The sequence below is a fragment of the Streptomyces sp. NPDC058646 genome (genome assembly GCF_042716875.1).
Classification (GTDB): Bacteria; Actinomycetota; Actinomycetes; order Streptomycetales; family Streptomycetaceae; genus Streptomyces.
The window spans coordinates 166,644-179,676 of the sequence record NZ_JBHXRK010000006.1 but is presented as its reverse complement, the minus strand read 5'-3'; the positions used below and the strand labels follow the sequence as shown (position 1 = coordinate 179,676).

Here is a 13,033-nt window from a genome sequence, read left to right as displayed (position 1 = left end):
CCACCGGGCACCCTCCCATGACCACCACCGCGCCCGCCGCCGGCGCCCCGCAGGCGAAGGAGGTCCCCCCGGGCAGCAGCCCCTGGCAGCTCGCCCGGCGGGAACTCCGCCGCCGCCCCGCCGTCCGCTTCAGTCTCTGCCTCGTCCTGCTCTTCGTCCTGATGGCCGTCACCGCCCCCTGGCTGAGCGCCCTCGGCGGCTGGTCCCCGGAGGAGTTCGACAAGACCGCCATCGACCCCTACCTCGGCGGTCAGCCGCTCGGCCCCCTCGGCGGCATCAGCGCCGAGCACTGGCTCGGCGTCGAACCCGTCACCGGCCGCGACCTGTTCGCCCGTGTGGTCCACGGCGCCCAGGTCTCCCTCCTCATCGCCTTCGCCGCCACCGCCATCGTGGTGGTCACCGGCACCGCGGCCGGGATCGCCGCCGGCTACTTCGGCGGCCGTACCGACGCGGTCCTGTCCCGGCTCATGGACCTGACCATGTCCTTCCCCTCCCTGATCTTCATGATCGCGATGCTGTCCGTGGCCAAGGACGTCAACCGGATCCTCCTGATGACCGCCGTCATCGGCGTCTTCGGCTGGCCCGGCGTCGCCCGCGTGGTCCGCGGCCAGACCCTCTCCCTCAAGCACCGCGAGTACGTGGACGCCGCCCGCGTCAGCGGCTCGGGCTCCTGGCGGATCCTCACCCGCGACATCCTCCCGGGCGTCTCCGGCCCGGTCATCGCCTACACCACCCTGCTCATCCCGGGCATGATCAGCACCGAGGCCGCGCTGAGCTACCTCGGCGTCGGCGTCCGCCCGCCCACCCCGTCCTGGGGCCAGATGATCGCCGAGTCCGTCGCCTTCTACGAGACCGACCCCATGTACTTCGTCATCCCGAGCCTCTTCCTCTTCCTCGCCGTGCTCGCCTTCACCCTCCTCGGCGACGCCCTGCGCGACATCCTCGACCCGAGGGGCGGCCGCAGTTGATCCTCTACCTCGCCCGCCGCCTGCTCTCCCTCGCGGGTGTGCTCCTCGCCATCGCCGCCGTCACCTTCCTCATCTTCCACGTCCTTCCCGCCGACCCGGCGGCCGCCGCCTGCGGCAAGACCTGCAGCCCCGAACGGCTCGCCGACGTACGCGCCTACCTGGGGCTCGACCAGCCCATGTGGCGCCAGTTCACCGACTTCCTCACCGGCATCTTCACCGGCCGCACCCTCGGCACCGGCCCGTACGCCGTCCAGTGCGGCTTCCCCTGCCTCGGCTACTCCTACGAGAACTCCCTGCCCGTCTGGGACCTGCTCATGGACCGGCTGCCGGTCTCCGCCTCCCTCGCCCTCGGGGCCGCCGTGCTCTGGCTGCTGCTGGGCCTGGGAGCCGGCGTCACCGCCGCCCTGCGCAAGGACACCGCCACCGACAAGGCCCTGATGGTCGGCGCCGTCGCCGCGGCCTCGCTGCCCGTCTACTTCACCTCCGTCCTGCTCATCTACGGGGTCATCCGCACCGCCGGACTCCTGCCCTACCCCGCCTACCAGGCCTTCACCGACAACCCCCTCGCCTGGGCCTCGAACCTGCTCCTGCCCTGGACCGCGCTCGCGCTGCTCTACGCCGCCATGTACGCGCGCCAGAGCCGCGGCTCGATGATCGAGGCCATGGCCGAGCCGTACATCCGTACCGCCCGCGCCAAGGGCATGCCCGAGCGCACCGTCGTCGTCAAGCACGGCCTGCGCTCCGGGATGACCCCGATCCTGACCATCTTCGGCATGGACCTCGGCGGACTCCTCGCCGGCGCCGTCATCACCGAGTCCATCTTCGGACTCCCCGGCATCGGGCGGCTGTTCTACGGGGCGCTCGTCAGCTCCGACCAGCCGGTGGTCCTCGGGGTCACCCTGCTCGCCGCGTTCTTCATCGTCGTCGCGAACCTCGTCGTCGACCTCCTGTACGCCGTCATCGACCCGAGGGTGAGGTACTGATGGCCGCCACGGCCGCCCCCCTTCTCGCAGTGCGCGATCTGCGCGTCACGTTCACCACCCCCCACGGGACCGTACGGGCGGTCGACTCCCTCGGTTTCACCGTGGAAGCCGGGCGCACCCTCGGCATCGTCGGCGAATCCGGATCGGGCAAGTCGGTCACCTCGCTGGCCGTCATGGGCCTGCACCGGGGAGCGGCCGAGGTCACCGGCTCCGTCGCGCTCGCCGGGCGGGAGCTGACGGGGCTCTCCGAGCGGGAGCTGTCCACGGTGCGCGGCCGCCGGATGGCCATGATCTTCCAGGACCCGCTCTCCAGCCTGCACCCCTACTACACGGTCGGCGAGCAGATCGCCGAACACTTCCGCGTCCACTTCAAGGCCGGCCGGGCCGCCGCCCGCAGACGGGCCGTCGACATGCTCGGCGAGGTGGGCATCCCGGAACCGGCCCGCCGCGCGGGGGAGTACCCGCACCAGTTCTCCGGCGGCATGCGCCAGCGCGCGATGATCGCCATGGCCCTGGCCTGCGAGCCCGACCTGCTGATCGCCGACGAGCCGACCACCGCCCTCGACGTCACCGTGCAGGCGCAGATCCTGGAGCTGATCGCCCGGCTCCAGGCCGACCGCGGACTCGGCGTCGTGATGATCACCCATGACCTGGGTGTCGTCGCCCGCGTCGCCCACGAGGTGCTCGTCATGTACGGCGGCCGCGCGGCCGAACAGGCGGGAGTGGACGCACTGTTCGCCGATCCCGCCCACCCCTACACCCGGGGACTGCTCGACTCGCTTCCCCGCCTCGACACCGCCGACGACGCACCGCTGCCCTCCATCCCCGGCTCACCGCCGTCCCTGCTCGCCCCGGCCCCGGGCTGCGCCTTCGCACCGCGCTGCCCGAGGGCGGCGGCGCGCTGCGAAGAGGAACGGCCGGAACTCGCGGGGTACGGGGAACCGTCCGAGGACCGCGGCGCGCCCGGCCGGACCGTGGCCTGCCACTTCGCCGGAGCCCGCACCGCCGAGGAGGCCGCCCGATGAGCGGCCCCATGAGCGGCCCGGTGACCGGCCCGGTGAGCGGCGCCGAACCGCCGCTGCTGTCCGTACGGGACCTCACCATGACCTTCCCCGGGAAGCGGTCGCTGACCGGGCGCCGGGGGGCGCCCGTGCGCGCCGTGGACGGGGTCTCCTTCGACCTGGCGGCCGGGCAGACCCTGGGCCTGGTCGGGGAGTCCGGGTGCGGGAAGTCCACCACCGGCCGGATGCTGGTCCGGCTCCTGGAACCCACCTCCGGGCAGGTCGCCTTCGACGGCAAGGACATCAGCCGGCTCTCCCAGGGCGCGCTGCGGCCCCTGCGCAAGAACATCCAGATGGTCTTCCAGGACCCGCACTCCTCCCTCAACCCCCGCCAGACGGTGGCCCGCATCATCTCCGACCCGCTGCTCGTGCAGGGCTGGAGCGCCGCGGACGCCCGCCGCCGTGCGGCCGGACTGATGGAGCTCGTGGGGCTGATCCCCGAGCACATCGACCGCTACCCGCACGAGTTCTCCGGGGGACAGGCCCAGCGCATCGGCATCGCCCGCTCCCTGTCCACCAGCCCGCGCCTGATCGTCGCCGACGAACCGGTCTCCGCCCTGGACGTCTCCGTACAGGCCCAGATCGTCAACCTCATGGAGCGGCTGCGCGCGGAGCTGGGCCTGGCCTACGTGTTCATCGCGCACGACCTGTCGGTGGTCAAGCGGGTCAGCGACCACGTCGCCGTCATGTACCTCGGCCGGATCGTCGAGATCGGCGACAAGAAGGCCCTCTACGAGAGCCCGCAGCACCCCTACACCCGGGCGCTGCTGTCCGCCGTACCGCTGCCCGACCCGGCGGCGGAGCGGCGGCGGGAGCGGATCGTGCTGCTCGGCGACCCGCCGAGTCCGGCCGCCCCGCCCCCGGGCTGCACCTTCCACCCGCGCTGCCCCAAGGCCCAGGAGATCTGCCGCACCGAACGGCCGCTCCTGCGGATCGCCGCCTCCCGTGAGGTGGCCTGTCACTTCCCGGGAGACTGACGGGGATCCCGTGGGAAGACGAAGGGCCCCGGGGACAAAGGCGTCCCCGGGGCCCTTCCGCATGACGTGCTAGGCGAGTTCGCGGCGGAAGAACTCCAGCTCCAGCGCCATGATCTTCTCCCGGGTCCCGCCCGGGGTCATGTGCGTGACGCCGGGCAGGGCCAGCAGCTGGTGCGGGCGGCCGGCGTCCGTGAGCGCCTGGGAGAGGCGCAGGGTGTGCGAGGGGTGGACGTTGTCGTCGGCCAGGCCCGTGACCAGCAGCAGCGGCCGGGTCAGCTTCGGGGCGTCGGGGACGAGGGAGTCCCGCGCGTAGGCGTCGTGGGACGGGGGCTGCTCCTGGGGGAGGCCCAGGTACCGCTCGGTGTACGCGGTGTCGTAGTGGCGGAAGTCCGTCGGCGCGGCCCCGGCGGCCGCGGCGTGGAAGACGTCCGGCCGGCGCAGCACGGCCATCGCGGCCAGGTAGCCGCCGTAGGACCAGCCGCGTACGCCGACCCGGCCGAGGTCGAGGTCCGGGTGCCGGTCGCCGAGCGCGTGCAGCGCCGCGACCTGGTCCTCCAGGGTGACCCGGGAGAAGCCGCGGTACATGGCGTGCGTGAAGGCCGGGGAGACGTACGGGGTGCCGCGGTTGTCCACGGTGACCACCGCGAAGCCCTGGTCGGCCCACCACTGCTTGGCCTGCCAGCGCCGGGGTTCGGCGCTGATGTCCTGGTGCCCGGGGCCTCCGTACGCGTCCACGAGTACGGGGAGCCTGCGGCCGGGGACGTGCCCGCGGGGCAGGACGAGGGCGGTGGGCACGCCGTGCTCCGTGACCCGCTCCAGGACGGGGACCACCCGGTGGGGCAGCGGCTGCGACAGGTCGCGGGGGGTGAACGCGCGCCCGTCGGCGGTGCGTACGGTGCGGCGTATCCCGTCCGTACCGGCCGAGGTCAGCAGCAGGGACCCGGCGGAGGCGAGGACGGTGTGCACGCCGGGGCCGTCGGCGAGGGGGGCCGGCTTGCCGGTGACCGGGTCGAGCAGCAGCACCTGCTGTTCGGAGGGGTCGCGCTGCCCGGCCTCGATCAGCAGTCCGCCCTCGTGGAGCCCGGCCACGCGGCGGACCTGGAGGTCCTCGCCGGTGAGCAGTTCGCCGTCCACCGCGAGGGCGCGGGCCGTGCCGCCCGGGGTGTCCGCGGCGGTCAGCATCCGACCGTCGGGCAGGCGAGCGGGGGTGCCGGGAACCATCGGGTCGACCCACTGCGGGTGGGTGGTGCGCGAAAGCTCCCTGGTGCGGCCGGTGGCGGGGTCGGCGGAGAGCAGCAGGACGGTCTGCTGGAGCCGGTCCTGCACGGTCAGCAGGATCTCCTCGGCCGTCTCCCAGCCCGCGTCGGAGACGTACGGGTACGCCCCGGCGTCCCAGTCGAGGCGTACGGGTTCCTCGCCGGGGCCGAGCACCCACAGCTGGACCTGGGCGTTCGGCCCGCCCGCCTCGGGGTAGGCGAAGTCCTCGGCCGGGAGCTCGGGGTGTGCGGGGTCGGCGAACCAGCGGCGCTGGAGCGCGGCTTCGTCGACCCGGGCCGCCAGCAGGCGGATCCCGTCGGGCGACCACCAGTGGCCGCGGGCGCGGCCGAGCTCCTCGGCGGCGGCGAATTCGGCGAGGCCCCAGCGGGCCCCGTCGGCGGGGCTGACGCGGCCGCCCGGGGCGAGGTGCAGGGCGTCCCCGCTGACGTAGGCGGTGCGGGAGCCGTCGGCGTTCGGGCGGGGGTCCACCGCGGGTCCGGCGGCCGGGATCTCCTCGGGCGCCGCCGCGGGCCCGCCCGCCCCCTCGTAGGAGACCCCGTAGAGCCGCCCGTAGAGCGCGAAGACGGCGCGGCGGCCGTCGCCGGAGAGGGCGTACGAGCCGATCCCGGCGGCGACGAGCCGGATCCGCTCGCGCAGCCGGCGTTCGGCGTCGGGGAGGACGCCGGGTTCAGGGCACAGGGCGCGGGGGTCGGCAAGCCGGGTCTCGGTCCCGGTGGCGGTGTCGAGCACCCAGAGGCTGTCGAAGGGGTCGGTGGGGCCGGTGGAACGCAGGAACCAGAGCAGCCGGCCGTCGGCCCCGAAGGTGAACGCGCGCGGGGCTCCGTGGGTGAACCGGGCCGTGTCCGCGGAGAGCCTGAGGAAGTCATCCATCATCGTAGTGTGACATGTGAAATGTCACTGATACTAGGCCGTTCGAGTGGTGACCCCCAGGGTGCAGGCTTAGCGTCGGGAGGGTGGACCGGAACGCATCGCCGACCAGCAGCACCGGGACCGACGGCAAGGTCCGAGGAAGCGGACACGGACTCGCACTCTTCGTCATCGCCTCCTGTCAGCTCATGGTGGTTCTCGACATCACCATCGTGAACATCGCGCTGCCCCACATCCAGACCGCGCTCGGCTTCTCCACCGAGAGCCTCTCCTGGGTCGTCAACGCCTACACCCTCACCTTCGGCGGCCTGCTGCTCCTCGGTGGCCGCACCGGCGACATCCTGGGCCGCAAACGCGTCTTCATCTTCGGCGTCCTGCTCTTCGGACTCGCCTCGCTGCTCGGCGGGTTCGCCCAGAACGAGGGCCAGCTGCTGGCCGCCCGCGCCCTCCAGGGCGTCGGCGGGGCCATCGCCTCCCCGACCTCCCTCGCCCTGATCACCACCACCTTCCGCGAGGGACCCGAACGCAACCGCGCCTTCGGCGTGTTCGCCGCCGTCTCGGCGGGCGGCGGCGCGATCGGGCTGCTCGCGGGCGGCATGCTCGTCGAATGGCTCAACTGGCGCTGGGTGCTGTTCGTCAACGTCCCGATCGCCGTGGTCATCGCCCTGATGGGCTCGAAGGTCATCCGCGAGTCCGAACGCCACCCCGGCCACTTCGACTTCCTCGGCGCGCTGCTGTCCACCCTCGGCATGGTCTCGCTGGTCTACGGGTTCATCCGCGCCTCGCAGGAAGGCTGGCGGGACGGGCTCACCCTCGGCTCCTTCGCCACGGCCGTGGTCCTGCTGACCCTCTTCGTCCTCAACGAGCGCCGCTCGCCGCAGCCGATCACCCCGCTGCACATGTTCGCCGACCGCAACCGGGCGGGGACCTACGGGATGATGCTCCTCCTCGCCTGCGCGATCTTCGGCATGTTCTTCTTCCTGACCCTGTTCGTGCAGAACGTGCTCGGGTTCAGCCCGCTGCGCGCGGGCCTCGCCTTCCTGCCGGTCAGCGTCATGATCGCGCTGGCCGCCGGGGTCGCCGCGCAACTGCTTCCGAAGTTCGGGCCCAAGCCCTTCATGGTCACCGGCGCGCTGTGCTGCGCCGCCGGCCTCGCCTGGCTGACGCAGACCGACATCCACTCCACCTACCTGGGCAGCATCCTCGGCCCCATGCTGGTGTTCGCCACCGGCATGGGCCTGCAGTTCGTCTCGCTGACGCTGATGGCCCTGTCCGACGTCCCCGACCGGGAGTCGGGCGCCGCTTCCGGACTCCTCAACTCCATGCAGCAGGTCGGCGGCTCCCTCGGCCTGTCGATCCTGGTGACGGTCTTCGGTACGGCGAGCCGCAACGAGGCCGGGGACCAGGTGCCGGCCTTCCTCCGCTCGGCGACCCCCGAGCAGCTGGCCGCCTTCCGGAGCACCGGGCAGCTGCCGAAACCGTGGGCCGACCAGGTGCTCACCTCCGGCGTCAGCGCCTCCTTCGTGGTGGCGGCCCTCTTCACCCTCGTCGCAGCGGTGATCGCCCTCGTGGCCATCCAGGTCCGCCCGTCGGACATCGAACGGCTCCAGGGCAACCACGCACCGGCGAAGGCGGACGAGGCGGCGCCCGGCTGATCCTCCGTCAAGCTCCGCTGTCAGTAGCTCCCCCTAGGGTGAAGACATCACTCGGGGAGCCTCGGCGAAGGAGCAGATCCATGTCCGCAAACAAGATCCGGCACAAGGTGAACCACGTCGCGCTGGTCGTGGACAGTTCGGGCTCCATGCGCCAGCACGAGAGTCAGCTCATACGCGTCGTCGACGAGTTCGTGGCGGGCCTGAAGGCCGAATCGGACAGCCTCGGCCACGAGACACGGATCAGCCTCTACTCCTTCGACCACAGGGTGGAGAACCTGGTCTGGGACATGGACGTGAAGCACCTGCCCTCCATGCGCGGCCTGTACAAGGTGAACAACGGCGCCACGGCCCTGATCGAAGCCTCCCTGAAGTCCCTGGACGACCTCGGCCACATCTGGGAGGAGTACGGCGAGCACAGCTTCCTGCAGATCGTCGTGACGGACGGCGAGGAGAACGCCTCCGGCGGCGACCGGCGGCACGACGGCGACATGACCGTCCTCGGCCCGTGGCTCGACAGGATCGCCGCGAAGATGGGCGCGCTCCCGGGCCACTGGACGTCCGCCATCCTCGTCCCGAACTCCCTGGCGAAGCGGACGGCCCAGAACTACGGCTTCCCGGCCGGGAACATCGCCATCTGGGACGCGGACTCCCAGGAGGGCGTCGAGGAGGCGATCGGTACCGTGCGCGCCGCCGCCACCAGCTTCCTCCGCGGCCGCGAGCAGGGCGTGCGCGGCACGAAGAACCTGTTCGCGGTCGGCCAGGACCTGTCGGTCGACGACGTACGGGCGAACCTCGAACCGGTCCCGGCCGACAAGTACCGGCTCCTGAAGGTCGACACGGAGGTCGAGATCCGGTCCTTCGTCGATTCGCATCCGGGCGTGACCTACGAACGCGGCTCCTGCTACTACCAGCTGGGCACCCGGGTCCAGGTCCAGCCCGACAAGGAGGTCATCGTCGTCGAGAAGGACACCGACCGCGCCTACACGGGCGACGCGGCCCGCAGCCTCCTGTTCGGTACGGGAGTCCAGGGGACCGTCTCCGTGAAGGCGGGGCGCAATCCCCAGCTGGAGGTGTACGTGCAGAGCCGCTCGGTGAACAGGAAGCTCAAGCCGAAGACGCGTCTGCTCATCATGCTCTGACAGGGACAGACGGGTCGCCGGCGGGGCCGGGGTACGGGCTCGGGCGGTGCGGGCGGGGGACGCCCTCAGCCCAGGAGCCCGCGCAGCCGGGAGGCGTCCGCGGGGGTGTTCATCCACAGCGCCAGCCAGGAGCCGTCCGCGAAGGCGAGGTCCACCCGGGTGGGCCGGCGGCGCAGCCGCGGGACGGGGCGCAGGGTGCAGGCGACCAGGAGGGACTCGCGCCCCGGGTCACCACGGCCCCAGGGCGGGCGGACGGTGAGCTTGCCCGGACGGTCCTGGCTCGCGGCGAAGGTGGCGTACGGCCCCTCGGTCTCGGTGTGCCAGTGCGTCCAGTGGAAACCGTGCAGGGCCAGCGCGAGCCGCCCGGCCTCGCTGTCCCAGCCGCCGTACAGGGCCGGGCCGTGGAAGACCCGCCCGACCAGCCGGGCGGCCCGCCGGAACGGGTCGAGGAGCGCGGCCACCGCGTCCGCGAGGTCGTCGGGCAGTGCGACCAGGAAACGGAGGAGGAAGAAGCTGCCGATCCGCCGGGTCAGCGCCGGCCGGGCCGGGGAGCCCGGCAGCGCGGTCCGCGCGGGCCGGCGCACATGCGGGCTCAGGCGCCCCGGTATCTCTTCATCCATCGAACCATGATCGCACGGCTCATCCGGCCGGAGTCCGGAGCCGGCAGCGCGCGGGGCCGTCCGTCCGCAGGGTGATCCCGGCGCTGACCGCGATCTCGGTGTCCACGGCCTCGACCTCGTACTCCCGAAGGATCATCGCCAGCGCGATCACCGATTCGAGCATCGAGAAGTGCTGCCCGATACAGGCCCGCGGCCCCCCGCCGAAGGGGAACCAGGCGTAACGGGGGCGTTGCGCCTCCGCCTCCGGGGTGAACCGTTCGGGGTCGAAGCGGTCCGGGTCGGGCCAGTACCGTGCATGACGGTGCGTCACCCAGGGGGCGAGGATCACGTCCGCGCCCGCGGGGACGGTGTGCCCGCCGACCTGGGTGGCGGCGACGGCCCGGCGGCCGATCACCGGGGCGGCCGGATACAGGCGCATGGCCTCCTTGAGGACCTGGGTGAGGTACGGGAGCCGGTCCAGATCGGCGGCCTCGGGCGTCCGGTCGCCCAGTACCCGGCTGATCTCCTCGCGGGCCCGGTCCTGCTGCTCGGGGTGGCGGGCCAGCAGGTGGAGGGAGAAGGCGAGCGAGGTGGCGGTCGTCTCGTGCCCGGCGAGCAGGAAGATCAGCACCTGGTCGCGCAGCTCGGCGGCGTCGAACTCGCGGTCGTCCGAACTCTTCGCGGCGGCGAGCAGGGTCAGCAGGTCCCCGCCGCCGTCCTGCACCCCCTCGGGGCCCGCGGCGCCGCGCCGTTCCGCGATGATCCGGTCGCAGACCGCGTACAGCTCGTCCATCGCGGCGGCGGCCCGCTTGTTGGCCGGAGTGGGCCAGCTGCGCGGCACGTTGGCGGGGGAGTACCCGCGGCGCAGGACGTAGTCCGTGATGACCGGGAAGCACCGGTCCACCACGTCGACGGTGGCCTCGACGTCGGTGCCGAAGAGGATCCTCGCGACCGCGCGCAGGGCCAGGTGCATCATCGCTTCGGAGACGTCGACGACCCCGTCCGGGGCCTTTCGCCAGGCCTCGACGGTCGACCGGGTCTCGGTCGCCACGGCTTCGGCGTAGCCGTCCACCCGGCGCCGGGTGAACAGCGGCTGCACCAGTCGGCGCTGACGCAGGTAGTCCTCGTCCTGGCTGGTCAGCAGGCCGTTTCCGAAGGAGTCCCGGACCTCCTGGTAAAAGGGGTTGTCCTTGCGGAAGTTGGCCGATTCCGAAGCCAGGACCTGCTGGGCGCCCTCGGCCGAGAACACGCAGTACAGCTCGGCGCGCAGCCCCGGCGGGCCGGCGCTGATCCGTACGACGTCGCCGTGTTCGTGCTGGGCCCGCAGATAGGTGCCCAGCGAGTCCGACTTCAGATCGAACAGCGACCCGAGCAGCGGCAGTCCCGCGAGACCGGGGACCTCCGTGTCGACACCTGTGTTCGTTTCGACTGCCATGGCCGCCCCTCGTCCCGTACGTACGTCCGATTCTGCCGGTTCCCCGGGCCGTCGGCGACAGCCGGTTCCCAACAGGCCGAAAACCGACGGTCGGCCGCGCCTGCCGTGGTTGCCGCCGGGTGGCCGGCCGGGTGCGGCGCGACGGCTGCCTGAGGGCGGCCGGACGTGGGACCGCTGAGGCCCCGTCACCCCCGGTGGAGGGGTGGCGGGGCCTCAGCGGGTACGCGGTTTCCTAGATGTCGCGGAAGATCTCGATCTGGGCCCCGACCGAGTTGAGGCGTTCGGCCAGTTCCTCGTAGCCGCGGTTGATGACGTAGACGTTGCGGAGCACCGAGGTGCCCTCCGCCGCCATCATCGCGAGGAGGACGACCACCGCCGGGCGCAGGGCCGGCGGGCACATCATCTCGGCCGCGCGCCAGCGGGTGGGGCCCTCGACCAGGACGCGGTGGGGGTCCAGGAGCTGGAGACGGCCGCCGAGGCGGTTCAGGTCGGTGAGGTAGATGGCCCGGTTGTCGTACACCCAGTCGTGGATCAGGGTCTGGCCCTGGGCGACGGCGGCGATGGCCGCGAAGAACGGGACGTTGTCGATGTTCAGCCCGGGGAAGGGCATCGGGTGGATCTTGTCGATCGGCGCCTCGAGCTTGGACGGGCGCACCGTCAGGTCCACCAGGCGGGTGCGGCCGTTGTCCGCCGGGTACTCCGCCGAACGGTCGTGGTCGAGGCCCATCTCCTCCAGCACCGCGAGCTCGATCTCCATGAACTCGATCGGCACCCGGCGGATGGTCAGCTCCGACTCCGTGACCACCGCGGCGGCGAGCAGGCTCATCGCCTCGACCGGGTCCTCGGAGGGCGAGTAGTCCACGTCCACGTCGATGTTCGGGACGCCGTGGACGGTGAGCGTGGTGGTGCCGACGCCCTCGACCTCGACCCCGAGCGCCTCCAGGAAGAAACACAGGTCCTGGACCATGTAGTTGGACGAGGCGTTGCGGATGACCGTCACGCCGTCGTGCCGGGCCGCGGCGAGCAGCGCGTTCTCCGTGACCGTGTCCCCGCGCTCGGTCAGTACGATCGGCCGGTCGGGGGAGATGCCGGAGGCGACCTGTGCGTGGTAGATGCCCTCGGTCGCGGTGATGTCCAGGCCGAAACGGCGCAGGGCGATCATGTGCGGCTCGATGGTGCGGGTGCCGAGGTCACAGCCGCCGGCGTAGGGCAGGCGGAAGGTGTCCATCCGGTGCAGCAGCGGGCCCAGGAACATGATGATGCTCCGGGTCCGGCGCGCCGCATCGGCGTCCATGGCCTCCATGTCGAGCCGGGCCGGCGGGATCAGTTCCAGGTCCACGCCGTCATTGATCCAGCGGGTGCGTACGCCGATGGAGTTCAGGACCTCGAGCAGGCGGTAGACCTCCTCGATGCGGGCCACGCGCCGCAGGACCGTGCGGCCCTTGTTGAGGAGTGAGGCGCACAGCAGGGCGACGCAGGCGTTCTTGCTCGTCTTGACGTCGATGGCACCGGACAGGCGGCGGCCGCCGACGACCCGGAGGTGCATCGGGCCGGCGTAGCCCAGAGAGACGATCTCGCTGTCGAGGGCTTCGCCGATGCGGGCGATCATCTCAAGGCTGATGTTCTGGTTGCCGCGCTCGATCCGGTTGACGGCACTCTGGCTGGTGCCGAGTGCGTCGGCGAGCTGACTCTGTGTCCAGCCCCTGTGCTGCCGGGCGTCACGGATGAGCTTGCCGATGCGTACGAGGTAGTCGTCTGCCATAGGTGCACGTTATCTCAGATATGAGATGTGGTTCGCGCCGGGTGTGGCGAACGGGTGTCACCGACCGTCAACTCCCATGGTGGGGCCGGTTCTGAAGGGGTGCGCGGGGAGTGGGCCGAGCAGGTGAATGAGGTGCCGCTGCCCCCTCCGTGGACCGGTGTGGGAGGGGTGGCGGGAGTGCTTCCTGGGCTGGATGGGGTAGTTGTGATGGTTTGCGCGGGCATCTGCCGCCCGGTGCGCAAACGCAGCCCTCTCCGGCGGTAAGGCCGCATAGCGTAAATTCCCGGCATCTGCCCCACCTGGCGCCCC

At 71.9% G+C, this 13,033-nt stretch carries 10 protein-coding genes; 6 read left to right on the top strand and 4 right to left on the bottom strand.

Annotated features, from left to right (window positions below; translation table 11 throughout):
- The first annotated feature begins 17 nt into the window (after nt 1-17).
- The 4 genes from ACFWUZ_RS10040 to ACFWUZ_RS10025 are packed head-to-tail and all read left to right on the top strand — an operon-like array spanning nt 18 to nt 3,989.
- Nucleotides 18-968 (top strand): ABC transporter permease, encoded by a 951-nt coding sequence (locus ACFWUZ_RS10040; RefSeq protein ID WP_384370068.1) that lies wholly within the window; start codon nt 18-20, stop codon nt 966-968.
- On the top strand, nt 965-1,951 hold the full coding sequence (locus ACFWUZ_RS10035) for an ABC transporter permease (RefSeq protein WP_384370065.1): 987 nt from the start codon (nt 965-967) through the stop codon (nt 1,949-1,951). Before ACFWUZ_RS10040 ends, ACFWUZ_RS10035 begins: the two co-directional genes overlap by 4 nt.
- Nucleotides 1,951-2,976, top strand: a complete 1,026-nt coding sequence (locus ACFWUZ_RS10030) for an ABC transporter ATP-binding protein (RefSeq protein WP_384370062.1) — start codon at nt 1,951-1,953, stop codon at nt 2,974-2,976. The genes ACFWUZ_RS10035 and ACFWUZ_RS10030 overlap by 1 nt, the downstream gene beginning before the upstream one ends.
- On the top strand, nt 2,973-3,989 hold the full coding sequence (locus tag ACFWUZ_RS10025) for an ABC transporter ATP-binding protein (RefSeq protein ID WP_384370059.1): 1,017 nt from the start codon (nt 2,973-2,975) through the stop codon (nt 3,987-3,989). Before ACFWUZ_RS10030 ends, ACFWUZ_RS10025 begins: the two co-directional genes overlap by 4 nt.
- Before the next feature lie 69 nt (nt 3,990-4,058).
- Here the strand turns inward: ACFWUZ_RS10025 and ACFWUZ_RS10020 are convergent, their stop codons facing one another.
- The gene (locus ACFWUZ_RS10020; protein ID WP_384370056.1) at nt 4,059-6,137 is read right to left on the bottom strand and encodes a prolyl oligopeptidase family serine peptidase; all 2,079 of its coding nucleotides are present in this window, start codon (nt 6,135-6,137) and stop codon (nt 4,059-4,061) included.
- A gap of 185 nt (nt 6,138-6,322) precedes the next feature.
- Between ACFWUZ_RS10020 and ACFWUZ_RS10015 the strand changes: the two genes are divergently transcribed.
- Together ACFWUZ_RS10015 and ACFWUZ_RS10010 are read left to right on the top strand one after the other, a co-directional pair.
- Nucleotides 6,323-7,789, top strand: a complete 1,467-nt coding sequence (locus ACFWUZ_RS10015; RefSeq protein WP_384370327.1) for an MFS transporter — start codon at nt 6,323-6,325, stop codon at nt 7,787-7,789.
- An 80-nt stretch (nt 7,790-7,869) separates the two neighbouring features.
- Complete coding sequence (locus tag ACFWUZ_RS10010; RefSeq protein WP_384370053.1) at nt 7,870-8,928, top strand: VWA domain-containing protein; 1,059 nt, start codon at nt 7,870-7,872, stop codon at nt 8,926-8,928.
- A 65-nt stretch (nt 8,929-8,993) separates the two neighbouring features.
- Here ACFWUZ_RS10010 and ACFWUZ_RS10005 read toward each other — a convergent pair whose 3' ends face one another.
- The 3 genes from ACFWUZ_RS10005 to ACFWUZ_RS09995 all read right to left on the bottom strand — a co-directional run bounded on the left by ACFWUZ_RS10005 (nt 8,994) and on the right by ACFWUZ_RS09995 (nt 12,724).
- Entirely contained in the window at nt 8,994-9,548 is a 555-nt protein-coding gene (locus ACFWUZ_RS10005) for a hypothetical protein (RefSeq protein ID WP_384370050.1), read from the bottom strand.
- A gap of 19 nt (nt 9,549-9,567) precedes the next feature.
- Nucleotides 9,568-10,962, bottom strand: a complete 1,395-nt coding sequence (locus tag ACFWUZ_RS10000) for a cytochrome P450 (RefSeq protein WP_384370047.1) — start codon at nt 10,960-10,962, stop codon at nt 9,568-9,570.
- Nucleotides 10,963-11,194: 232 nt separating this feature from the next.
- Nucleotides 11,195-12,724: a helix-turn-helix domain-containing protein gene (locus ACFWUZ_RS09995; protein ID WP_384370044.1), complete on the bottom strand. Its 1,530-nt coding sequence runs from the start codon at nt 12,722-12,724 to the stop codon at nt 11,195-11,197.
- Nucleotides 12,725-13,033: the final 309 nt, after the last annotated feature.